This window comes from Bradyrhizobium shewense, from assembly GCF_900094605.1.
GTDB classification, from domain to species: Bacteria; Pseudomonadota; Alphaproteobacteria; order Rhizobiales; family Xanthobacteraceae; genus Bradyrhizobium; species Bradyrhizobium shewense.
Map to the genome: position 1 here is coordinate 133777 of NZ_FMAI01000017.1, position 21744 is coordinate 155520.

At 64.8% G+C, this 21744-nt stretch carries 22 protein-coding genes; 10 read left to right on the plus strand and 12 right to left on the minus strand.

Annotation, left to right across the window (positions count from 1 at the left end; genetic code table 11):
- The first annotated feature begins 27 nt into the window (after positions 1–27).
- Positions 28–513, plus strand: a complete 486-nt coding sequence (locus GA0061098_RS28395) for a tripartite tricarboxylate transporter TctB family protein (protein WP_091964582.1) — start codon at positions 28–30, stop codon at positions 511–513.
- Positions 514–517: 4 nt separating this feature from the next.
- Positions 518–2026, plus strand: coding sequence for a tripartite tricarboxylate transporter permease (locus GA0061098_RS28400; protein ID WP_091964439.1), 1509 nt, complete (start codon positions 518–520; stop codon positions 2024–2026).
- Positions 2027–2164: 138 nt separating this feature from the next.
- Here the strand turns inward: GA0061098_RS28400 and GA0061098_RS28405 are convergent, their stop codons facing one another.
- Positions 2165–3859 carry a bifunctional diguanylate cyclase/phosphodiesterase gene (locus tag GA0061098_RS28405; protein WP_165637659.1) on the minus strand — a complete coding sequence of 565 codons (1695 nt, stop codon included), beginning with the start codon at positions 3857–3859 and terminating at the stop codon, positions 2165–2167.
- A 221-nt stretch (positions 3860–4080) separates the two neighbouring features.
- On the opposite strand from GA0061098_RS28405, the gene GA0061098_RS28410 reads away from it, so the two are divergent.
- Entirely contained in the window at positions 4081–4341 is a 261-nt protein-coding gene (locus GA0061098_RS28410) for a hypothetical protein (protein WP_038970702.1), read from the plus strand.
- A gap of 6 nt (positions 4342–4347) precedes the next feature.
- Here the strand turns inward: GA0061098_RS28410 and GA0061098_RS28415 are convergent, their stop codons facing one another.
- The 3 genes from GA0061098_RS28415 to mtgA all read right to left on the minus strand — a co-directional run bounded on the left by GA0061098_RS28415 (position 4348) and on the right by mtgA (position 6170).
- Positions 4348–5001 carry a hypothetical protein gene (locus GA0061098_RS28415; protein WP_165637660.1) on the minus strand — a complete coding sequence of 218 codons (654 nt, stop codon included), beginning with the start codon at positions 4999–5001 and terminating at the stop codon, positions 4348–4350.
- A 143-nt stretch (positions 5002–5144) separates the two neighbouring features.
- Entirely contained in the window at positions 5145–5327 is a 183-nt protein-coding gene (rpmF, locus tag GA0061098_RS28420) for a 50S ribosomal protein L32 (protein WP_007598106.1), read from the minus strand.
- Between the two features lie 168 nt (positions 5328–5495).
- Positions 5496–6170 (minus strand): monofunctional biosynthetic peptidoglycan transglycosylase, encoded by a 675-nt coding sequence (mtgA, locus tag GA0061098_RS28425; protein ID WP_091964448.1) that lies wholly within the window; start codon positions 6168–6170, stop codon positions 5496–5498.
- A gap of 161 nt (positions 6171–6331) precedes the next feature.
- Here mtgA and GA0061098_RS28430 point away from each other — a divergent pair, with 161 nt between their 5' ends.
- Positions 6332–7255 carry a polyprenyl synthetase family protein gene (locus GA0061098_RS28430; protein WP_091964450.1) on the plus strand — a complete coding sequence of 308 codons (924 nt, stop codon included), beginning with the start codon at positions 6332–6334 and terminating at the stop codon, positions 7253–7255.
- A gap of 9 nt (positions 7256–7264) precedes the next feature.
- The gene (locus GA0061098_RS28435) at positions 7265–7957 is read left to right on the plus strand and encodes a DUF1345 domain-containing protein (protein ID WP_091964453.1); all 693 of its coding nucleotides are present in this window, start codon (positions 7265–7267) and stop codon (positions 7955–7957) included.
- Between the two features lie 44 nt (positions 7958–8001).
- On the opposite strand, the gene GA0061098_RS28440 is transcribed toward GA0061098_RS28435, so the two are convergent.
- Together GA0061098_RS28440 and GA0061098_RS28445 are read right to left on the minus strand one after the other, a co-directional pair.
- On the minus strand, positions 8002–9816 hold the full coding sequence (locus GA0061098_RS28440; protein WP_091964456.1) for a caspase family protein: 1815 nt from the start codon (positions 9814–9816) through the stop codon (positions 8002–8004).
- Positions 9817–10000: 184 nt separating this feature from the next.
- A complete protein-coding gene (locus tag GA0061098_RS28445; RefSeq protein WP_091964459.1) occupies positions 10001–10429 on the minus strand; it encodes a GFA family protein in 429 nt (142 codons plus the stop codon).
- A gap of 95 nt (positions 10430–10524) precedes the next feature.
- On the opposite strand from GA0061098_RS28445, the gene GA0061098_RS28450 reads away from it, so the two are divergent.
- From GA0061098_RS28450 to GA0061098_RS28460, 3 genes are all read left to right on the plus strand, one after another.
- On the plus strand, positions 10525–10899 hold the full coding sequence (locus GA0061098_RS28450; RefSeq protein WP_091964462.1) for a nuclear transport factor 2 family protein: 375 nt from the start codon (positions 10525–10527) through the stop codon (positions 10897–10899).
- Positions 10900–11045: 146 nt separating this feature from the next.
- A complete protein-coding gene (gene bla, locus GA0061098_RS28455; protein ID WP_091964465.1) occupies positions 11046–11903 on the plus strand; it encodes a class A beta-lactamase in 858 nt (285 codons plus the stop codon).
- 48 nt (positions 11904–11951) lie between these two features.
- Positions 11952–13559: a Na+/H+ antiporter gene (locus GA0061098_RS28460; protein WP_165637661.1), complete on the plus strand. Its 1608-nt coding sequence runs from the start codon at positions 11952–11954 to the stop codon at positions 13557–13559.
- 103 nt (positions 13560–13662) lie between these two features.
- On the opposite strand, the gene GA0061098_RS28465 is transcribed toward GA0061098_RS28460, so the two are convergent.
- The 6 genes from GA0061098_RS28465 to GA0061098_RS28490 form a co-directional block, all read right to left on the minus strand.
- Positions 13663–14478: an N-acetylmuramoyl-L-alanine amidase gene (locus GA0061098_RS28465; protein ID WP_165637662.1), complete on the minus strand. Its 816-nt coding sequence runs from the start codon at positions 14476–14478 to the stop codon at positions 13663–13665.
- A 3-nt stretch (positions 14479–14481) separates the two neighbouring features.
- The gene (locus GA0061098_RS28470) at positions 14482–15819 is read right to left on the minus strand and encodes a Rieske 2Fe-2S domain-containing protein (protein ID WP_091964470.1); all 1338 of its coding nucleotides are present in this window, start codon (positions 15817–15819) and stop codon (positions 14482–14484) included.
- Positions 15820–15994: 175 nt separating this feature from the next.
- The gene (locus tag GA0061098_RS28475) at positions 15995–16891 is read right to left on the minus strand and encodes a TauD/TfdA dioxygenase family protein (RefSeq protein ID WP_091964474.1); all 897 of its coding nucleotides are present in this window, start codon (positions 16889–16891) and stop codon (positions 15995–15997) included.
- Between the two features lie 266 nt (positions 16892–17157).
- A complete protein-coding gene (ispG, locus tag GA0061098_RS28480) occupies positions 17158–18441 on the minus strand; it encodes a flavodoxin-dependent (E)-4-hydroxy-3-methylbut-2-enyl-diphosphate synthase (RefSeq protein ID WP_091964477.1) in 1284 nt (427 codons plus the stop codon).
- Positions 18442–18453: 12 nt separating this feature from the next.
- On the minus strand, positions 18454–19407 hold the full coding sequence (locus GA0061098_RS28485; RefSeq protein ID WP_091964480.1) for a DMT family transporter: 954 nt from the start codon (positions 19405–19407) through the stop codon (positions 18454–18456).
- Between the two features lie 35 nt (positions 19408–19442).
- Entirely contained in the window at positions 19443–19937 is a 495-nt protein-coding gene (locus GA0061098_RS28490; protein WP_018316739.1) for a Fur family transcriptional regulator, read from the minus strand.
- Between the two features lie 156 nt (positions 19938–20093).
- On the opposite strand from GA0061098_RS28490, the gene GA0061098_RS28495 reads away from it, so the two are divergent.
- Together GA0061098_RS28495 and GA0061098_RS28500 are read left to right on the plus strand one after the other, a co-directional pair.
- Complete coding sequence (locus GA0061098_RS28495; RefSeq protein WP_091964483.1) at positions 20094–20576, plus strand: MarR family winged helix-turn-helix transcriptional regulator; 483 nt, start codon at positions 20094–20096, stop codon at positions 20574–20576.
- Positions 20569–21732 carry an HlyD family secretion protein gene (locus GA0061098_RS28500; protein WP_091964486.1) on the plus strand — a complete coding sequence of 388 codons (1164 nt, stop codon included), beginning with the start codon at positions 20569–20571 and terminating at the stop codon, positions 21730–21732. The genes GA0061098_RS28495 and GA0061098_RS28500 overlap by 8 nt, the downstream gene beginning before the upstream one ends.
- Positions 21733–21744: the final 12 nt, after the last annotated feature.

Here is a 21744-nt window from a genome sequence, read left to right on the forward strand (position 1 = left end):
GTCCGGGGAACGGCCGAGAGAGTGCCGATGAGCGATCAAACCAACGTCAAACTCCGCCTCAGCAATTCCGAGCTCTGGGGCGGGCTGATCGGGTTCGCGCTCGGCGGCTTCGTGATCTGGTCGGGCATGAAGCTCAAGCTCGGCACCATCAACGATCCCGGCTCCGGCTACTTGCTGTTCTACACGGGCATCCTGATGTGCGTGTTCGCAGGCGCCATCATCGTCTCGGCGGTCACCGAGGGTGCGCCGACGCTGGCCTCGCGCTGGGAGAATGTGCGCTGGAGCAAGCCGCTCCTGCTGATTGCCTGTCTCGTGGCATTCTCCATTGCACTGGAACCACTCGGCTTCCTGCTGTCGTCGATCCCCCTGGTGCTGCTGCTGTTGCGGCTGATCGATCCCGTTCGCTGGACGCTGGCGATCCCGATCGCCGTGCTGGTGCCATCAGGCATGTGGTGGGTGCTCAAGCGGCTGCTGTTGATCCAGCTGCCCTCGGGCCTGTTCGGGATCGGCTGACCCTATGGATACGCTTGTCAATGTCGCGCATGGGTTCGGCGTCGCGCTGCTGCCGGTCAACCTGCTCTACTGCTTCATCGGTGTCTTCATCGGCACGCTGGTCGGCGTGCTGCCGGGTATCGGGCCGATCTCTGCGATGTCGCTCCTGCTGCCCGTGACGCTATCGGGCACGCCGGAATCCGGCATCATCATGATGGCCGGGATCTATTATGGCTCGATGTATGGCGGCTCGACCACCTCGATCCTGGTCAACATTCCCGGCGAGGCAGCTTCCGTCGTCACCTGCATCGACGGCCACCAGATGGCGAAGCAGGGACGCGCTGGCCCTGCACTCGGCATTTCCGCCTTCGGCTCCTTCATTGCCGGCACGTTCGCGCTGATCGCCTTGATGCTGGTCGCACCGAAGCTTGCCAGCGTCGCCATCGCGTTCGGCCCGGCTGAGTATTTCAGCCTGATGGTGCTCGGCCTCGTGGTGCTCACCTTCCTGACCCAGGGCTCGATGCCGAAGGCATTGCTGATGGCATGCATCGGCGTCGTGCTCGGACTGATCGGGCTCGACAGCATCACGGCGCAGCCGCGTCTGACCTTCGGCCGCATGGAGCTGATCGACGGCATCGGGCTCGTGCCTGTCGTGATGGGCCTGTTTGGCGTTGCCGAGGTGCTGCTCAACACCGAGCAGGCGATCAAGCGCGACATCATCAACACCAAGATCACCCATCTTCTGCCCACCAGGGAGGACTGGAAGGCGAGTGCAGGTCCGGTCGGGCGCGGCACCATCCTCGGCTTTTTCCTCGGCATCCTGCCGGGCGGCGGCGCCGTCGTGGCGTCCTTCGCCTCCTACGCGCTGGAGAAGCGGCTGTCGAAGACGCCCGGGCGTCTCGGCCATGGCGCGATCGAAGGCGTCGCCGGCCCGGAATCGGCGAACAATGCCGCGGCGGGCGGCGCCTTCATTCCGCTAATGACGCTCGGCATTCCGCCGAATGTGGTGATGGCGCTGCTGCTCGGCGCCTTCGTCATTCACGGCCTGCAGCCGGGGCCGCTGCTGATCACGCAAAACCCCGGCCTGTTCTGGGGCATCGTCGCCAGCATGTATATCGGCAACGTCATGCTGCTGATCCTGAACCTGCCGATGATCGGCATGTGGGTGCAACTGCTCAAGCTGCCCTACAACATCCTATTCCCCCTGATCATCCTGTTCACGATCCTGGGCGTCTACTGCTCCAGCAACAACGTGTTCGATGTCTATGTGATGATCGCGTTCGGGATCATCGGTTATTTCATGCGCAAGCTCGGCTATGAACCGGCGGCGCTGGTGCTGGCATTCGTGCTGGGACCGATGATGGAGAACAATCTACGCAAGTCGCTGATCCTGTCGCAGGGCGACCTCTGGACCTTCGTGCAGCGGCCGATCTCGGGGGTGTGTCTTGTGTTTGCCCTGGTGCTGCTGATCGCGCCGCTATTGCCGTCGCTGCGCAAGAAGCGCGAGCTGGTGGCGCTCGATGAGGGGGCGTGACGAGGTCTCGCAGGGTGGGCAAAGCGACTTGTCCGCCGTAGCTCGAAGAGCGAAGGCGGAAGCGCGCCCACGATCTGTATCCATTACGGAGGAATGGTGGGCACGGCGCAAGTGCGCCTTTGCCCACCCTACGGCATCTCAGCTTGCAGCAGGCAGCGCACTATCCGTTGAAGCGCCCCACGGACGCTCGCCGGATGCCAGCCCGATCAGGCGACCCTGGATGTAGTCGCAGCCCCAGTCGCGCAGCATGCTTGCGGCTTCCTCGTCCTGCACCCATTCAGCGACGGTCTTGATGTCGAGGCGACGCGCGAGGTCGATCAGGGTCTGCACGAAGGCGCGGTCGTCGGCGGAATGGGTGATGTTCTGCACGAACGCGCCATCGATCTTCACGATATCCACGCCGAGCTTGCGCAGATTTCGGAACGAGGTGTAGCCGGCGCCGAAATCGTCGATGGCGATGCGGCTGCCGAAATGCTTGAGGCGGCCGACGAAGGCACGGACGTCATCGATGTCCTGGATCGCGACCGTCTCGGTGATCTCGACGATCAGCCGCTCGGCAACGCCGGGATGGGCCTGCATCAGCGATTCGATGCCCGCCCACCAGTCCGGATCCATGGTCGTATCCGGCGAGATGTTGAGGCTGAGGCAGATGTCGGGCGCGGCGGCGAGCTCGGCCACCACGAGCTCGAGCACACGGTGATCGACCAGGCGGATCAGGCCGAGCCGTTCGGCGACCGGCACGATGTCGGGCGCGAGCAGCACCTGGCCGTCGCCCTGGTCCATCCGCACCAGGCATTCATGGAAAGCGCGCTCGCGCGAGCCGGCCGACACCACCGGCTCATAGGCGAGCTTGATGCGGCGCTCGTTCAGCGCGGTGACAATTTCGTCGGTGACGCGGATGTTGACGCGGCGCTGGGCGTCCCGTGTGGCATCCGGACGCCATGCTGCGAACGAGCCGACGCGGCGGCGCTTGGCGGCATCCAGCGTCTCATGGGCGCGGTTGACAGCCTCGTCCGTGTTGCGGGCATAGCGCGGTACGCTGACCGCGCCGATCGAGGCGGTGACCGAGACCGGACCGGATTTGGTTGGCACCACCTCGTCGCGGATACCGGCAAGGAATCGCTCGGCGGCGACATTCATGTCGTCGACGGTGCAGTTCTTCAGGATCAGGCCGAACTTGTTGCCGGAAAAGCGGCCGAGCACGTCGCCGCCACGCAGGCGTGAGCGGATGCGCTTGGCGACGTCGAGGATCACGGCGTCGGCAACGTCGAAGCCGAAGGCGTCGTTGACGCGGGCGAGATGGTCGATGCCGACCAGCATGAAGGCCGCGGTCGAGCGGAAGCGGGTCGTCTCCTCGATCGCCTCGGCCAGCGCGGCAATCAGATGAGAGCGATTGAGCTCGCCGGTCAGCGGATCGAGCCGGGCCAGCTTGGTCAGCTCCTCGTCGCGGGCGTGGCGTTCATTGTTGATTCGGACCGAGCCGATCGCGCGCACCGGGCGGCCGTCGGGGCCGGCGAACCAGCGGCCGGTCTCCTCGATCCAGATCACGGGATCGGCGGCGCTCATGCGCACGCCGTACTCGACCCGGTAGGGCGTGCCGTCGGCACCATGCACGGCGTAGGCTTGTGCCAACGCAGCGGTCCGCAGCGATGACGCGGGCTCGATCAGCTTGGCAAATTCGGCGCCCGTCGCCAGCCGCTCGGCGGGAATGCCGGGAAAGACGCTGGCGACCTGGTCACCCCAGACGATCGCATCACTGCCGATGTCCCAGGCAAACACGGCTTGGCCAAGGGCGGCCAGGACGTCGGAGGCTTGCGGTAATGCGGGGGTCAAAATCGCCTCGTTTCGGGACAGCGGGAAGTCCTGAGCTGACACAGGATAAAGCCAGATTCGTCCCCAACCCTAGGCAAAGTTGATAAACAATTTGGAAACCACGTTTCTACGAGCCGGGGAACCAAACCGGCCCATCCGGCATAGGCCTTGCGAGTACTGACACGCACCCGGCACCAGCGTCCCGAAACGCAACAGGCACTGCCGGATCAACGGTGATGGCGATGTTGAGTACCGATCGATCGGACGCGGCGGAAAACGGCACGGGCACGGCCCTGGTGCCGCTACTGCCGGTTTTGCAATGGGTCCACAAGACGCCGTTGCCGCGTCCCGATCCGAGCTTCGTCGCCCAGCTGATCGCCAATGCCGAACATCTGCCCCAGGCAAGCCGGCTGCGTCGCGCCTCCTCCGAAGATGCGCAAACGGCCTATGGCGGCAAGCGCCCGCTGCAAAGCGTCAGCGCGCGCACGCGGCAGGTGGCTTGAGATCGATCAGCGCGGCGGCGTGTCGGGGGACGGAGACGTGCCGTCGCCCGGCTGCAAATGCGGCGAGGGGACTTCCGGCGAGGGCGTGCTCTGCACCGGCTTCGGTGCGGGAGGATCCATCAACACGGATTCGGCGACCGACTGTGCCGAGGGCGCGGGAGGTGCCGCAGGTGCTGCGATCGGCGCGGCCACCGGCTCGAACTTGGGCTCGGCCACGGCATCGCCCGCCGGAGCTTCCACCTGGCGCTTGGACTTGCGTGGCGCCGGCACCGTTGTCTCGGCGACATAGGTGACGCGGCGGCGCGTGCGCTGGGCAATGCCGCCGAGGAAATCGGCCATCGCGAGCAGCACCAGCAGGAAAAAGGTCGAGTTGCCGAATTTGGGCCACATCACGAATTCGGCAGCGGCCGCGCCGAACAGGATCAGCGACAGCAGATGATCCATCAGGAATTTCGAGCCGGGCCGCGCGCCCTTAATAACTTCGAGCAGCAGCAGCACGATACCGAGCGCCAGCATCACGTCGGCAAGCGTGATCGGCCAGGTCTCGCCTGACACCATCGGCACCTTGAACAGCACATCCGTGAAGGACACGGTCGGCATCAGGAAGGCGATGATGTTGTAGACCGCGAGCGGAATCAGAAGCAGCGGGAAACCGACCATCGGCGAAATGCCTTCTCGATCAAGATATCCAGACAGGACAATGCGGCGGCGAAGCATTAGCTCCGCCGCCGCCACTGTCATATCTCATGGGTTGGCCGAAATCAGGCAGGCCCAATTATCCTGCCTGGAGAAAGGTCCTTAACTCAGGACTCTTTCTTCTTCAGGACCTGACGGCCCTTGTACATGCCGGTCTTGAGGTCGAGATGGTGCGGACGACGCAGCTCGCCGGAGTCCTTGTCTTCCACATAGGTCGGCTTCTTGATGGCGTCTGCCGAGCGGCGCATGCCACGGCGCGACGGCGAGGTTTTTCTTCTCGGAACGGCCATTTCAATATCCTCTAGGGATTGGTGTTATCAGGGCATCGTCCGCGAGGGACGGCTCAGCACCCGCAATCCGAGGCGAGCTGAATGCCGATCAAGGCCGCGCTTATAGAGGAAGGCTGGCCGCAAAGCTAGGCTCTTGGGCCGGAAAATACGCCCGGAAAGGGCCCAAAATCAGCGATTTTCCCGCCAGCAGGTCGCAAGTGAAGAGGCCTGCGCCCTTGCCACATAGGTCCCGGCCAGCCGCCGGACGCCCGGACCGGGGGTTTTGGCGCTGCGCTTGACCGGATTCGGCAGGATCGAGGCCAGAAGGGCCGCCTCCCGGGGGGAGAGGCCGGCGGCCGATTTGCCGAAGGCATAGGCGCTGGCCGCCCCCACCCCGAACTGGCCCTGCGGGCCGAGCTCGGCGATGTTGAGGTAAATCTCCAGGATCCGCGGCTTGGGCAGGACGAGATCGATCCAGAGCGCCAGCGGGAATTCGAGCGCCTTGCGGACGAAATCCCGGCCCTGCCAGAGGAACAAATTCTTCGCGACCTGCTGGGTGATCGTGGAGGCGCCCCGGAACGGCGTACCATCCTCCTGCGCGTCGTCGATCGCTTCGCGCAACGCGCCCCAATCGATGCCGTGATGCTTGCAGAAATGGGCATCCTCGGCTGCAACCACCGATCGCGGCAGCGAGGGCGACATCGCCGCCAGATCGATCCATTCCCGCTGCATCGGCGCGCCGCGAAGCGAGCGCCACGCCATCAGCGTCGAAACCGGATGGCCAGTGCGGTAGAAGGGCGCGATCACATAGGGCGCGAGAATGACAACCGCGAGCACTACCAGCAGGATTTTGACGATGCGCAAATCGACCTTTCCGGCATGGAACGAAACGCGGCCACGGCTCTCCCCATTAAGTCTGTGATAATTCTGGCCTTTTCCAGCACTTTTTAGGCCTTCCAAACGATTGACTGGGGCGGGCGCATAAAGGATTGTCCCGCCGAATTTTAGTTCTGGAGCCCTTCTTGATGACCGGCACGTCCCCGTCCGATTTCGCCAAGCGTCTGGACAAGACCGCTGATGACACCGAGGCCCTGCTCGGGCGCCTGTTGTCGGACGACATCCTGCACGATGAGATCGCCCGGCCCAAGCGACTGATGGACGCAATGCGCTATTCGAGCCTGAACGGCGGCAAGCGCCTGCGGCCCTTCCTGGTGGTCGAGAGCGCGGCAGTGTTCGGGGTCTCCCGTGAAGCCGCGCTGCTCGTCGGCGCCGCGCTCGAATGCATCCACTGCTATTCGCTGATCCATGACGACCTTCCGGCAATGGACAATTCGGACCTGCGCCGCGGCCGCCCGACCCTGCACAAGAAGACCGACGACGCGACCGCGATCCTCGCCGGCGACGGTCTGCTGACGCTCGCCTTTGACATCGTCACCCGCGACGAGATTCATCGCGACGCCAATGTGCGGCTGCTGCTGACGCGCGCGCTGGCGCGCTGCGCCGGCATCGGCGGCATGGTCGGCGGCCAGATCCTCGACCTCGCCGGCGAAGGCCGCTTTGGCGGCAACGAGCCGATCGATGTCGCCCGCATTCAGCAGATGAAGACCGGCGCGCTTCTGCGTTACGGCTGCATCGCCGGCGCGATCCTCGGCCAGGCCTCGCAGAAAGAATATCAGGCGCTCGACGATTACGGCCGCGCGCTCGGCGAAGCTTTCCAGATCGCCGACGATTTGCTCGATGTCGAGGGCGATGCGGCGGCCCTGGGCAAGCCGGCCGGCGCCGATGCCGCGCTCGGCAAGACCACCTTCGTCACCCAGCTCGGCATCGAAGGCGCCAAGCAGCGCGTGCGCGACCTGCTCGCCCGGGCCGACAGCGCGGTCTCGATCTTCGGCGATCGCGCCGCCGTGCTGCAGGCCGCCGCGCGGTTTGTCGCCGAGCGGAAGAGCTGACACGCATCGATGGCGGCCGAGGGCAAAGAAGATCCCGTCCTCGTCCGCTTCCGCCAGATGTCGCGGCCGATGCGGCTGCTTTACGCGCGGCCACGGACCTTCATCGCGCTCGCGGCTGGCGTCCTGGTCTGTCTGCTGCTGCCGGGCTCGCACCGGCTGGTGACACGGCTCCTGTTCGGCTGGGATGCGCTGATCGCGGTCTATCTCGTGCTGGTCTACGCAATGATGCTTTGCAACGACCATCACCACATCCGGCGCGCCGCCGCGATGCAGGACGACGGCCGTTTCGTGATCCTGCTGGTGACGGCGACCGGCGCCTTCGCCAGCATCGCCGCGATCGTCTCAGAACTCGGCACACCGCATCGGGGCGTGTTGGAGCTGACCATCGCAATCAGCACCATCGCGCTGTCATGGGCCGCCGTGCACACGACCTTCGCGCTGCATTACGCGCATGATTACTATCGGAACGCCAAGCCGGGCGGCCTTCAGTTTCCGAGCGGCGACAAGGAAAACCACGCCGACTATTGGGACTTCGTCTATTTCTCGTTCGTGATCGGCATGACCGCGCAGGTCTCCGACGTCGGCATCACCGACAAGACGATCCGCCGCACGGCCACGGCGCACGGGATCGTGTCGTTCATCTACAACACGGCGTTGCTGGCACTGACGGTCAACATCGCGGCGAGCGCGATTGCGACCTGACATCGTCCCGGCCTTCCGGGACGACGATCTGGATCATGCATGCCCTAACGACACACCTCGGCATTGGCATCGTTGCCGGGGCCGCCGCCGCCGCGATATTCGAGGTGGCAACCGCGGCTGACTGGGCGGCAGCCAGTGTTATTGCAGATGACTTGCCCGCCACCTGCGGCGCGACCGGCGCCAGCCGCGGCAGCAATGCCGGCCGCGGCACCATAGCCGCCCGCCGCGCCGCCGGCCTGAGGACGCTGCCGGGCGGGACGTTCATCACCGTCGTCGCGCTTCGCCGTTGCAGGCTTGGCCGGCTTGGCGGCGCGCTTCTTCTCGCACTCATTGTCGTCGTTGACCGCATAGCCCTCACGGCAGACGATCTTCGTGCACTTGTCGCCATCGGCCTTGAAGCCGTGCTCGCAGACCACCGGGCAGACGCGCGACGGCTTGGCCTTGACCGCATCCAGCGCATCCGTGCTCGCCACCTTCACGTCGAGCTTGGTGCCGGCATAGCGGTTGAACTGCGACAGCGAGCGCTGCGAGGATGTGCTCCAATTGCCGTCGGCGGCGCCCGAGAAGCAGCCGACGCGGCCGAGCTCGGTCTGCACCGAACGGCTGAGATCGGCCGGCGCGGTCGCCGGCGTCAAGGAGGCAACGTTGGTGCCGGCAGGGCTCGCCGTGCTGGCCGGCGCCGCGCTCGGCGCCGCAGCGGCGAGGTTGACGCGCTGCTGCTCGGCGGCAGCTGCCTGCTGCTGCGCCTGCTCCTTGGCCTTCTGCGCAGCGAGCTGCGCCTGCTCGGCGGCCTTCGCATCGGCCGCGGCTCTGGCCTGCGCATCCTTCTGTGCGCCGAGCGCGGCGAGACGATCACGTTCTGCCTCGGCCTGTTTCGCCTTCTCGGTGGCAGCCGCATGGGCCTGCTCGGCACCAATTTTCTCGACTTGAAGCTTGGCGAGGCTCGCATAGAAGCCATCGGGATGCTGGGCGAGGAAGGCGGCCCACGCCGCCTTGTTGCCGACCTGGAGCGCGAGCTCGTAATCGCGGCGGATATCGGCCTGCGGGTTCGGCGCGGGCGCAACCGTTGCTGCGGCCGTCACCTTGACCGGAACCAGCGGCACGTCCTCACCACCGAGGGAGCCGTAGACGAACGGCTCCTGCTTGTTGCCGGTCGACTTGAGCACGTCGTCGCGCACGAAGCCGAAGGCGCGGCGGACGTCGAGGCCCGGTGTCGTCAGATGCTTCGACAGCGCGACCGTAAAGGGGCTGTTGGCGCCGTCGCCGTCCTGGGCGGTGAAGCCGGCCTTCGCCGAATAGGCGATCAGCGTGTTGGGGCTGGTCGGCTCGACCTGGGCGAGGCCCCGGCCGATACCGCGCGCGGCCACCGTGCGCTTCATGGTCTTGCCGAACGGATTGTCGCGGCAGGCATCCAGGATCACCAGCCGAAGCTGTTTTGCCGGTTCGACGGCGACCAGGACGCGGTCGAGCGAGAGCGCCTCGTCATAGACGTCGGTGTCGCGCTCGAGCTTGGCGTCGACGGGGATCAGATAATTCGAGCCCTCGACCTCGATGCCGTGACCGGCATAATACACCACGGCGATGTCGGCATTGCGGGTCGCATCGGCAAAATCTCGCAGCACGCGCCGCGTATCCAGGGCCGATAGATCGTGCCGGAAATCGACGCTGTTGAAACCGGCCTCCTTTAGCGTCTTCGCCATCACCGCACCGTCATTGACGGGATTGGTGAGCGACGGCGCGTGCTGATAGGCCGAATTGGCGATCACCAGCGCGACGCGGTTGCCGGCAAAGGCGGGATCCGTGCCGAACAGCAGCACGGCGGCGAGGAGAAGCGGGCAGAGTCTGAGCAGGTTGCGCATGACACGACTTCCGAAGTTCGGGACGTTTCGGTCCCCCTTGGGACCGCTTTAGCAGGATCCGGTGCCGGCGCTTGTGATGGAGGTCACCAAGGCCGCGCCGGCGACAGCCCGAAGGACCCCCTTTGTTTGTCGCGCCAGCGCGGTCGGGGTTCGCTGCCAAACAGGCGTGCAGACCGAATTCCCCTTAGGCATCGCCAATATGCCCCCGATATTGCGGCAGATTGTCCGTAATCTCGTGCCAGGGCGCCTTCGAGGCCACGAAGATGTGGGCGCTCGGCCGGATCGAGGGGGCATCAACCAGGGTTCCCATGGCGACATGGACCCATTGTCCTTCACGCACCCGGGAATAAAGCAGCGAGCCGCATCGCCCACAATGGGCGTCATGGGTGGTGTCGTTGCCGAAAATCATCCGCTGGTTTTCCCCCCGGACAATGCGGAGCTTGTCCTGCGCGATGCCGGCGAACGGCTTGAAGGCGGAGCCGGTAGTGCGACGGCAGTTCGAGCAGTGGCAGTTCATCGCATAGGAGAACGCATCGGCCACCTCAAAGCGCACGGCGCGGCAGTAGCATTCGCCGATCAGGATACGAGCGTTCGAAGTTTCTGATCCGGTCATTCCAACACCCTCGCGCGATTGACGAGAGACACCCATAGCGCATTTCGATGTGTAGGACTAAGTTCCGCCCAAGCCATCATGCAAAAGGATGACCCATGAGCCAGAACCGTTCGAGTGTCGAAGCCGTCGTGCAATCCTATTTCGACGGGCTTTACGAGGGTGACGCCGAGAAGCTCGGCACCATCTTCCATCCCTCCGCTGACTTGCGCTGGGTCGAGAAGAGCGAGCTCCAGGTCCTGACCGTGCCCGACTGGCTCGACCGCGTCCGCAAGCGCGCCTCCGCCAAGGCCGAAGGCAAGCCGCGCGAGGATTTCATCGTCACCATCGACCGTTCGGACGACAAGACCGCCTTCATCAAGGTCCGTTGCCAGCTGCCGCCGCGTTTCTTCACCGATTATCTGGTGGCGATGAAGCTCGCCGACGGCTGGCAGATCGTGTCGAAGTCGTATCGTTATGATTTGAGGGAGTGAGGCTCGACGTTCCGCTGCCTGAATTCGGACGCGCTCGATATCCATCCCCCGTCGTTGCAAGCGAAGCAATCCAGAACCCCTCCGCGGAGACAGACTGGATTGCTTCGTCGCTTCGCTCCTCGCAATGACAGCATCTGAAAGTCTCCATGCCGCTCGATCGTCGCTCCCTGCTCGCCTCGCTGTGCTGGATCGCCGCCTCTCCCGCGTTGGCCGCTGAGGCACCGCCTGAGCTCGAAACCTATGAGCGCGAGAGCGGTGGACGGATCGGGGTCTATGCAGAGAACCTTGCGACCGGCAAAAAACTCGCATGGCGCGCCGACGAGCGCTTCGTCATGTGCTCGACCTTCAAGGCCTCGCTTGCGGCTTGCGTGCTGGCCCGGGTCGACCGCGGCGAGGAGCAGCTTGCGGCCATGATCGCTTACGGCAAGCCTGACCTCTTGGACTATGCGCCGGTCGCCAAACAGAATCTAGCGGCCGGCGCGATGTCGGTCAGCGACATGTGCAAGGCGATCGTCGAGCTCAGCGACAATACCTGCGCAAATCTGCTGCTGGCGCGGATCGGCGGCCCCGCCACCCTCACCGCCTTCTGGCGATCGCTCGGCGACACCACCTCCCGGCTCGACCACAACGAGCCAGAACTCAACCGCTCCCCGCCGGGCGATCCCCACGACACCACGACCCCGGCGGCGATGGCAGGAAATTTGCGGCGCCTGGTGGTGGGCGAGGCGCTGTCGCCGGCGTCGCGTGCCCTGCTCACCGACTGGATGGTGAACTGCAAGACCGGCGCGAACCGGTTGCGCGGCGGCCTCCCCGCAGACTGGACCATCGGCGACAAGACCGGCAACAACGGCAAGGACGCCTCGGGTGATATCGCGGTCGTCTGGCCGAAGCCCGGGACGCCGATCCTGATCGCGGCCTATACCCAGGGCGGCGCGCCGAATGCGGCGCAGATCGAAGCCGCCTTTGCACGCATCGGGCGGATGGTGGCCGAGCGGCTGGCGTAAGCCGCGCGCATTGACGTAGCAGTCGCTTCCGGGTCAAGACAGACCATCATGGAAGCGAAGTTTCAGACCTTTCTCATCCTGCTCGCCGTATTGGCAGGCGTGGCGTTGGCCGCGCGCCGCTTCAACGTCGCCCCCGCCATCCTGCTGATGCTGGCCGGCGTCGGCCTCGCCTTCGTGCCGGGCATGCCCCCGGTGGAATTGCCGCCGGAACTGGTGCTGCTGATGGTGCTGCCGCCGCTGATCTACTCGGCGAGCGTCGCCATGAGCTGGCGTGAGTTCAAGAACAATTTGCGTCCCATCGTGCTGCTCGCGGTCGGAGCCGTGATCTTCACCGCAGCGATGGTGGCGGCCGCCACGCACTATATGATCGGCCTGCCCTGGACCATCGGCTTCCTGCTCGGCGCCATCGTCGCGCCGCCCGACGTGGTGGCGCCGCTCGCGATCGCGCGCCGGCTCAACATGCCGCGGCGCCTCCTGGTCATCCTCGAGGGTGAGGGGCTCGCCAATGATGCCACTGCGCTGACCCTCTACCGCTTCGCGCTGGCCGCCATCATGGTCGGGCATTTTTCGCTGCCGCTCGCGGCCGGCGAATTCCTCCTCATCGTCGCCAGCGAGATCGCGTTCGGCATCGGCGTCGGTTGGCTCTCCCTTCGCTTCCGCAAATGGTCCGGGGATCCGCAGGTCGAGCTGACGCTGTCGCTGATCACCCCCTACGTGTCCTACTGGCTGCCCGAGCATATCGGCGGCTCCGGGGTGATCGCGACGGTGGCCTGCGGCCTCTATGTGAGCTGGAACGGCCCGCTGCTGATCTCGTCGGCAACGCGCCTGCAGGGCATCTTCTTCTGGGACCTCGTGATCTACCTGATCGAGGGCGTGCTGTTCCTGCTCACCGGATTCCAGATGCGCGCGCTCTACGAGAAATCGAAGGCGTTCCCGCTCGACGACATCCTGATCGCAACCGCCGTGGTCCTGGTGATCGTCGTGGTCGCGCGCTTCGCCTGGCTCTATCCCGCAACCTATCTGCCGCGGATGCTCAGCAGATCGTTGCGCGAGCGCGATCCGTCGCCGCCCTGGCAATGGCCGTTCGTGCTCGCCTTCACCGGCGTGCGCGGCGCAGTGTCGCTCGCGGCCGCGCTGGCACTGCCGTTCACGCTGCCGGATGGCGATGCATTTCCGTATCGCGACCTGATCCTGTTCGTGGCCTTCGGCGTCATCTTCGTCACGCTGATCGGCGTCGGGCTAACGCTGCCGCCGGTGGTGCGGTGGCTCGGCGTCGCCGAGGCCGGCCGTAACGAGCATGCCGCCGAGCACGAGGCCGAGATCGCCGCGCGCCGCCAGGCGCTGGATGCAGCACTGAAATCGCTCGACGCGCTGACCGAGGAGAAGGAGGTGTCCGACGAAGTGATGCGGCTCCTGCGTGCCCGCCACGACATCCGCGTCAACCAGCTGCCTGATTCACTCGATCCCACCCACCACGACGTCTCGGCCGCCGGTACCGCGCTGACCCGCGACCTGATCGCGGCCGAACGAAAATTCATCCACGATCTCCTGCGCGACGGCCAGATCACCGACGAGACCCGCCGCCGGATCGAGCGCGATCTGGATCTGGAGGAGGCGAGCCTGGCGAACCGGGAGTATCGGCGGACACCGCTGTAGCCTCCCGTCATTGCGAGGAGCCGTTGCGACTAGGCAATCCAGACCGCCTCCACGGAAAGACTCTGGATTGCTTCGCTGCGCTCGCAATGACGGCGGGAGCAATCTACCGCTTCGCGCAAAACTCCCCTATGGCCGACGCCACGGCAGCCGCAATCGTTTCATGCCGCTCGGGTGCGTTCATCGCCATTTCCTCGTCGCGGTTGATGATGGAGCCGGCCTCGAGCAGCACTGCGGCGCTGCTGGTCCGCGACAGGACGACGAGCCCGTCATAGCGGTAGACGCCGAAATCCTTGTCGAGCAACTGGCGCCGGTAACGGCCCATCAGCGGCAAAGTGTATTGGCTGGCATAGTGCAGGCCTTGCTCCTTCAACTGCCTGCCGATCATCCGGGCCAGGATCAGGCTGGTGGCGAAGTGCGAATTCCGCTGCGACACGAACAGCGAGTGGCCCGAAAAGCGATCGCTGAAATAGCTCTTCGCGCCATCGAATTCCCAGGTCTCGAGCAGCTTGTCCGGCATCGAATCGTGATGGATCGACAGGAAGAGATCGGCGTGCGACCCATTGGCGTTGCCGACACGTTTGAACAGGCTGGGCCGCGCCTTGCCGTCCGTGACGAGCAGGCGTGTTGCGGCAAAGCCTTCGGACTTGAGTTTCGCCGTGATGAGTCTTGCGAGACGGAAGTTGAAGCCGAACTCCGGATCGTTGCGCGCACTCAATGCGCCGTAGGAGTCCGGCGTATGCCCGACATCCACGACGATCCGGAATTTCGGCATCTCACATTTGGCCCGCGCGGGCGAAGGCTTGGGCCTCGCTTTCGCGACCTTTCGGGCCGGGGCAGCCTGACCCGCATCGATCGACGGAAGCAATAGCGCGACCAGCGACACCAGGAGAATTGCGACGATGTCCCGCCCTGACGACAAATCCTACTCCGCTGCCGCGATGCGTGGCCGGCCGACGAAGCCCGCGACATCGCCGAATCGTTCGAGCATGACCGCGGGCAAATCCTTCGACTTGCTGGTGACGCAGGCGCCCGAGCGCACTGCATAGCGATCCTGATGCGCCGCCTGCGGCGGGGCCTCGCCCTGCTGGAGCGCCCGCGCCAGATCCATCACCACTTTGCGAAAATGCATGATGCCGAGATCGGTCGGCCCGAGATGCTCGCGGGTGCGGTCGGCGATCGGCCCCTGGCTGTCCTGCACGGCGGCGTCCTGCTCGGAGACACCCTTGATGCCGGTGTAGCTCCTGGTCTTCTGCAGCTTGCGGTCGATCAGGTAGTCGTTCCCCTTATGGCGCAGCGGCACGTAATTTTCGTCGACCTCCGCGATCACGCCATTGCCGCGGTCGTAGGCGTCGCGCTCTGCTTGCGTCAGGGGCCGCTCCGGATTCCAGGCATAGGTGTAGATCCAGCAATTGGTGTCGGTCACAGGCACGAAGGTCTGGCCAAAAATGCTCTCGCCCGGCATCGCGCTCGGCGCGTAGGCGTGGAACGGCATCAGGAATTGCGCGATGCGCCAGTAGATGTTGTCGCCGCCGGTGAGCCGGCCGCCGGCAATGGTCAGCCCGGCCTCGTGCGGGCTGATCTTGATCACCGGTCGCGGGTCTTCCGCGATCCAGCGCATGTGATCGCTCGACATCCGCGCGATCGGATTCACCAAATGCTTCTTGATGTCCAGGATGTCGTTCTCCTCCTTGTCGAAGGAGAGATGGGCAAAGGTGAAATGCGCGGTGTCGATCGAGCCTTCCAGCGCCTGCACCCAGTTGCAGTCCTGCCATTTCTTGCTGACATAGCGGTGCGAGGCCGGCAGCAGCGCCATTTCGAGATCGGGCAACTCGGGCATCGCCTCAAGCGGACCCATATAGGTCCAGATCATCTCGCCCCATTCGCGCGCCGGATAGGATTTGATGCGGATCAGATCCTTGGCGTTGAGGTCGGGGTAGGAGGTCGGCATGTCGACGCAGCGGCCGTCGGTGTCGAATTTCCAGCCGTGATAGACGCAGCGGATGCCGCACTCTTCGTTGCGCCCGAGCCAGAGATTGGCGCCGCGATGCGGGCAGTATCGGTCGATGACACCGACGACGCCGCGCGTGTCGCGGAAGGCGAGCAGTTCCTCGCCGAGGACGACGATCTTCTTCGGCTCGCCGTCCGGTTCGGGGAGTTCTTCGGATAGAAGGACAGGAATCCAGAACCGGCGCAGCAGCTCGCCCATGCCGGTGCCTGCACCCGACTCGGTCAGGAATTTGTTGTCCTCGGCGCGGAGCATGAGAGGTCCTCCCGATTTGTTTTTTGGGAAGATTGGCGCGGACGTGGGAAGACGTCAACGCAAGAACGGCTCTTGTAGGGTGGGCAAAGCGAAGCGTGCCCACGTCCTGCCTATTTGATGAGAAGACGTGGGCACGGCGCTGACGCGCCTTTGCCCACCCTACCGCACCGTCTTCCTAAACCGGCCGCTCGCCCTTCACGGTCACCCGCGTCCCCGAGCGTGTATGCGGCCAGTAGTCCCACATCGCGCGGTGCTGGGTGCAGCGGTTGTCCCAGAACGCGATGGCGTTCTCGGTCCAGCGGAAGCGGCACTGGAACAACGGGTTTTCGGCGTGCTGGTAGAGATAGGCGAGCATCGCGTCGCTCTCGTCGCGCGGGATACCGTTGATGTGGCGGGTGAAGCCGCGGTTGACGTAGAGCGCCTTCTTGGCCGTGACGGGATGCGTCCGCACAACGGGATGCTCGGCGCTCGGATAGGACGGACGGTCGGCAACCCCATAGTTCGCATAGAGCCCGCGATAGATCGGCTCGCCGTCATGCAGCGCGGTGAGCCCATCGAGATAGGTCTTCATGCGGTCGGACAGCGCCTCATAGGCGGCGTACATGTTGGCGAACAGCGTGTCGCCGCCGCGCGGCGGGCACTGCTTGATGTAGAGGATCGAGCCCATCGGCGGCTCGAGATCGCAGGACACGTCGGAGTGCCAGCCCTCGCCGTTGGCGCGCGGCGAGTTCTTGTCGGCGTAGATCTTCATCAGCGCCGGGTCTTCGTCCTCATGCGGCGCGGCGGGATGGAAATGCAGCTCGCCGAACTTGCGGCCGAAGGCGAGATGCTGCTGCGGCGTGATTTGCTGGTCGCGAAAGAAGATGACGAGGTTTTCGGCGAGCGCGCGATGGATCTCGTCCATCTGCTGATTTGAGCGCGCGTCGTCGGAGACGAGCCTTCCGATGTCGACGCCCGATATTTCCGCGCCGATGATGGGCGTGAGCTTCTCGACCGCGATGGTCTCGTAGGGCGCGCCGTCCTCGGCCGCGTGGCGATAGCGCGGGCCCTGCTTGCCGGCGAGTGAGCTCATGGGCGTTGCTCCCGATCATTGTTGATTGGGAGCTATCGTAGCGCGCAACGACAGATACGCAATCTGCGCTGCAACCACAGCTGTCGTCCCGGGGCGCGCGTAGCGCGAACCCGGGACCCATAACCACAGGATCTGGTTTGGCGAAGACTCGGAGTGACAGCCCGTCATAACCACACAGTCCTGTGGTTATGGGTCCCGGATCGGCGCGCGCTTGAGGCGCGCTTGTCCGGGACGACGGAAGCGCGTGGCGCGCGAGCGGAGTGAAATCACTCCGCCGCGGTCACCGGCACCTTGGCGCCCTGGCCGTAACGCTGCTCGATATAGTCGATCACCAGCGCCTTGAAGTCGGCGGAGATGGTCGGGCCGCGCAGCGTGCGGAACTTCTTGCCGTCGACGAAAACCGGCGCGGCCGGCGCTTCGCCGGTGCCCGGCAGCGAGATGCCGATATTGGCGTGCTTGGATTCGCCGGGGCCGTTGACGATGCAGCCCATCACCGCGACGTTGAGCTCCTCGACGCCGGGAAATTTCGTCTTCCACGTCGGCATCTCGTCGCGGATGAACTCCTGGATCGAGCTTGCCAGCTCCTGGAACGTGGTCGAGGTGGTGCGGCCGCAACCGGGACAGGCCGCGACCAGCGGCACGAAGGTGCGGAAGCCCATCGTCTGCAAGAGCTCCTGGCCGACCTGCACCTCGCGGGTGCGGTCGCCACCGGGCTCCGGCGTCAGCGAGATGCGGATGGTATCGCCGATGCCCTGCTGAAGCAGGATGCCGAGCGCGGCGGAGGAGGCAACGATGCCCTTGGTGCCCATGCCGGCCTCGGTGAGGCCGAGATGGATGGCGTAATCGGAACGGCTGGCGAGAACCTCGTAGACCGCGATCAGATCCTGCACCGCCGAGACCTTTGCGGAGAGGATGATGCGGTTCTTGGGCATGCCGAGCTCTTCGGCGCGCGCCGCCGACAGCAGCGCCGACTGCACCATGGCTTCGCGCATCACCGCGCGCGCATCGCGCGGGTCGGACGAGGCGGTGTTCTCGTCCATCAGCTTGGTCAGCAGTTCCTGGTCGAGCGAGCCCCAATTGGCGCCGATGCGGACCGGCTTGTTGTTCTTGTTGGCGATCTCGATGATGTCGGCGAACTGGGTGTCGCGCTTGTCCTTGAAGCCGACATTGCCGGGATTGATGCGGTACTTGGCGAGCGCTTCGGCGCAGGCCGGATAGGCCGCCAGCAGCTTGTGGCCGATATAGTGGAAGTCGCCAATCAACGGCGTGGTGATACCGCGCTTGGCGAGGCCGTCGCGAATGTGCGGAACGGCGGCCGCGGCTTCCTCCCGGTCCACGGTGATGCGGACCATTTCGGAGCCGGCGCGCGCGAGCGCTGCGACCTGGGCAATGGTACCGTCGATGTCGGCGGTATCGGTGTTGGTCATCGACTGCACGACGATCGGCGCACCGCCGCCGACGGCGACGTCGCCGACCTTGACCTGGGTGGTGTGATGGCGCGGCGCTGGCCCCGCGATGTCGGAATCGATGGTGGTTTCGGGCTTGTTCATGGGGTCCAAATATCAGGTTTTGGTGACGTTCAGCAATGCATCGCGCGGCGCCGCAGCGACTTGGCTGGGACGGTTAACCAGAAAAAGCCCAGCAATTACAAGGACGGCGGCCGCCCCGAACGCCAAGCTTAGGGTGTCGTGCATGATGAAATAGCTACCGACGACGCCAAACAAAGGGGTGATGAAGGTAAAAGCCGACAATTTGCTGGCCGAATAGGCCTTCACCAGCGCGAACCAAAGCGTGAACGTGGTTCCAACCACCCAGATCGCCTGGAAGGCCATCAGGCCGAGCGACAGCGGCGCCGGCGTATGCGTGATGGTCTCGCCGAACAACCAGGCCGCCAGTCCCAGGATCGGGATCGAGATCGCCACCTGATAACCCAGCGCCTTCTCGGGCGCGGCGAACCGCAACCTTGTGCCCTTGGCTACCAGCGTGGTGGCCGCCCACAGCGCGGCGCCACCGACGATCATGAGGTCGCCGAGCAGGACATGCGAATCGACATTGGGCTGCGGCACGCCAATCGCGAGGGCGACGCCGGCAAAGCTGATGGCAAGGCCCAGCCATTGCGAGGCACCGAGCCGCTCGCCGAGCACCTGATAGGAGCCGAGCGCAACGAAGAACGGCGCGGTGTAGAGGAACACCACCGCGCGCGAGGCCGAGGTGAGGCGCAGCCCCTGGAAGATCAGCACGAATTCGATGCCGAACATCAGCCCGGCAATCAGGCCCGGCTTCCACGTGCCGTCATTCTCGAAGAATTTGACGCCGCGAAACGTGCCGATGAGGAACAGCACGGGCAGCGCACCCGCCGACCGGATCGTGGCCTGCAGCATCGGCGGAATGTCCGGCAGCACCAGCTTCACCGCGATCTGGTTGAACCCCCAGGTCAGGCACAGCATGAGCATCAAGGCGATGGCGCCGGCACTGAGGGGACGTGCGGCGGAATAGTTGGCTTGTGGCGAGGACATCTCTTCCCGATTACCGGCTTTGCGCCGTTGTTGCTCTATGCAGCTTTCTGACAATGGGTGCAGACGCCCGTGATCTCCACCACGGACAATTTAGGCGCAAAGCCCGAGCTGCGCGCCGCAGCATTGAGATCCCCGGCGAATGATGCCGACGGGATCTCTCCGACCAGGCCGCAGCGCTCGCAGATCAGGAACGCCACCGCCGAGGTCGCGTCGTGGTCGTGGGCGGCACAGGCAAGGTAGGCATTGCGACTTTCGATGCGGTGCACGAGGCCGTTGGCCATCAGGAAATCGAGCGCGCGATAGACCGTGATCGGCGCCGGCCGCGACATCGATTTGGCAAGCTCGTCGATCACCTCATAGGCGCCAAGCGGGCGATGGCTGGAGAGCAGGGCCCCCAGCACCTGACGGCGTATCGGCGTGAATTTCTGTGCGCGCTGCTTGCAGACCTCCTCGGCGTGCGCCAGCGCATCCGCGGTGCAGCGGCCGTGATCGTGGTCGGGCGCGGGAAATGCCGGCTTTGCGAGGGTCATGCGGCCACGTTCTAGCATTTGGGCCCGGGAACCCAAAGCGCGACGCTGCGAACGGCTGCCAGCCATGCTCGCGCTGCGGGACAGCATCTTGATAATCCGCCATGGAATAATCATAAGCTTGCTTATTATATCCCAAGCTTATTGGAGACCAAACTTATGACCCGCGGGTCCGTCGACCAGAACTTCCTGTTCACGCTCGGTGAGCTCTACCGCCTCTTGCGCGTCTATGCCGACAAGGAGGCATCGCGGTTCGGCATCACCCGGGCGCAATGGGCGGTGCTGGCCAAGGTCGAGCGCAGCGAGGGCATGAAGCAGTCGGAACTCGCGGAGCTGCTCGAGATGCAGCCGATCACGCTGACCCGCCTGATCGACAAGCTCTGCGACAATGACTGGATCGAGCGCCGCAGCGACGCTTCGGACCGCCGCGTCAAGCGCCTGTATCTGAGGAAGGCCGGCCGGCAATTGCTGGGCCGGATGAGCGGGCTGAAGTCCGAGCTCACGGCCAACGCGCTCGACGGCATCACGCCGGCGGACGCCCATCGCCTCCTGGCCCAGCTCGAAACCATCAAGGAAAACGTGCGTACCGCGATCCAGACCAGCGGCGCGGAACAGGCGCGTAAGGAGCAGCGCTATGGCTGACCAAGTCCTCAAGTTCCAGCCCGAGCAGAAGACCGACAGCGGCAAGCCCACCAAGAAAGCCGGCACCGATCCACGCCGTCGCTTGGTCGCGGGCCTGCGGCGTTACCGCCGCTTCCTGCTCCTGGTCGTGCTGCCTGTCACCGCCGCCATCGGCGGCATCACTTTCTACCTGCATGGCGGCCGCTATGTCGGCACCGACGACGCCTATGTCGGCGCGCAGAAGGTGCTGGTGACGCCCGACATCTCCGGCAAGATCCAGAAGGTCGTCGTGAAGGAAGGCCAGTCCGTCAAGCAGGGCGACGAGCTGTTCGAGATCGACCCCGCTCCGTTTCGCCACGCGGTGGACGAAGCCAAGGCGCAGCTCGCGCAGGCCCGCACGACCTACGACAACCTCGTCGCCAACATCAAGATCTATGGCGACATGCTGGGCCTCGCCCAGCAAGGCATCGATTTGAAGCAGCGCGACGTCGAGCGCAAGCAGGCGCTGGTGAAGAACAATTACGGCTCGCAGCTCGATCTCGACAATGCCTCGAATGCGCTGGTCACCGCCGGCGCGCAGGCGCAGTACATCAAGCAACAGCTCTCCAACGCCAGGACGCAGCTGCTCGGCGACCCCGAATTGCCGCTGGAGCAATTCCCGCCTTACGCACAGGCGAAGGCCAAGCTGGACGATGCCCAGCGCAACCTCGATCACACCGTGCTGCGCGCGCCGATGGACGGCGTGGCGACGCAGGTCGAGCAGATCCAGCTCGGCCGCTATGTCGCCGCCGGCACGCCGGTGTTTTCCATCATCGACGTCGCCCACCCCTGGGTCGACGCCAATCCGAAGGAGAGCGACCTCACCCACGTCACCGAAGGACAGCCCGTCACGCTGGAGGTCGACGCGTTCCCGAACCACGTCTTCAAGGGCAAGATCGGCTCGCTCTCCCCCGGTACCGGTGCGCAATTCGCGATCCTGCCGCCGCAGAATGCCACCGGCAATTTCGTCAAGGTGGTGCAGCGCGTGCCGATCCGCATCTATTTCGACGAGACCGACAAATATGTGCGGAAGCTGAAGGCTGGCATGAGCGTCTACGCCACCATCGACACCGGTCATCAGCGCTCGCTCGCCGGCCTGCTTGGCCTGTCGGCGACAGCGAGCCAGGACAAAGACTGAACGCAAGGACTG

Bases quoted from the DNA above. Each gene is read 5' to 3' on its own strand.
- GA0061098_RS28395 (WP_091964582.1), top strand. From the start codon at position 28: ATGAGCGATCAAACCAACGTCAAACTCCGCCTCAGCAATTCCGAGCTC.
- GA0061098_RS28400 (WP_091964439.1), top strand. From the start codon at position 518: ATGGATACGCTTGTCAATGTCGCGCATGGGTTCGGCGTCGCGCTGCTG.
- GA0061098_RS28410 (WP_038970702.1), top strand. From the start codon at position 4,081: ATGTTGAGTACCGATCGATCGGACGCGGCGGAAAACGGCACGGGCACG.
- GA0061098_RS28415 (WP_165637660.1), bottom strand. From the start codon at position 5,001: ATGGTCGGTTTCCCGCTGCTTCTGATTCCGCTCGCGGTCTACAACATC.
- rpmF (WP_007598106.1), bottom strand. From the start codon at position 5,327: ATGGCCGTTCCGAGAAGAAAAACCTCGCCGTCGCGCCGTGGCATGCGC.
- GA0061098_RS28430 (WP_091964450.1), top strand. From the start codon at position 6,332: ATGACCGGCACGTCCCCGTCCGATTTCGCCAAGCGTCTGGACAAGACC.
- GA0061098_RS28435 (WP_091964453.1), top strand. From the start codon at position 7,265: ATGGCGGCCGAGGGCAAAGAAGATCCCGTCCTCGTCCGCTTCCGCCAG.
- GA0061098_RS28440 (WP_091964456.1), bottom strand. From the start codon at position 9,816: ATGCGCAACCTGCTCAGACTCTGCCCGCTTCTCCTCGCCGCCGTGCTG.
- GA0061098_RS28445 (WP_091964459.1), bottom strand. From the start codon at position 10,429: ATGACCGGATCAGAAACTTCGAACGCTCGTATCCTGATCGGCGAATGC.
- GA0061098_RS28450 (WP_091964462.1), top strand. From the start codon at position 10,525: ATGAGCCAGAACCGTTCGAGTGTCGAAGCCGTCGTGCAATCCTATTTC.
- bla (WP_091964465.1), top strand. From the start codon at position 11,046: ATGCCGCTCGATCGTCGCTCCCTGCTCGCCTCGCTGTGCTGGATCGCC.
- GA0061098_RS28460 (WP_165637661.1), top strand. From the start codon at position 11,952: ATGGAAGCGAAGTTTCAGACCTTTCTCATCCTGCTCGCCGTATTGGCA.
- GA0061098_RS28470 (WP_091964470.1), bottom strand. From the start codon at position 15,819: ATGCTCCGCGCCGAGGACAACAAATTCCTGACCGAGTCGGGTGCAGGC.
- GA0061098_RS28475 (WP_091964474.1), bottom strand. From the start codon at position 16,891: ATGAGCTCACTCGCCGGCAAGCAGGGCCCGCGCTATCGCCACGCGGCC.
- ispG (WP_091964477.1), bottom strand. From the start codon at position 18,441: ATGAACAAGCCCGAAACCACCATCGATTCCGACATCGCGGGGCCAGCG.
- GA0061098_RS28485 (WP_091964480.1), bottom strand. From the start codon at position 19,407: ATGTCCTCGCCACAAGCCAACTATTCCGCCGCACGTCCCCTCAGTGCC.
- GA0061098_RS28490 (WP_018316739.1), bottom strand. From the start codon at position 19,937: ATGACCCTCGCAAAGCCGGCATTTCCCGCGCCCGACCACGATCACGGC.
- GA0061098_RS28495 (WP_091964483.1), top strand. From the start codon at position 20,094: ATGACCCGCGGGTCCGTCGACCAGAACTTCCTGTTCACGCTCGGTGAG.
- GA0061098_RS28500 (WP_091964486.1), top strand. From the start codon at position 20,569: ATGGCTGACCAAGTCCTCAAGTTCCAGCCCGAGCAGAAGACCGACAGC.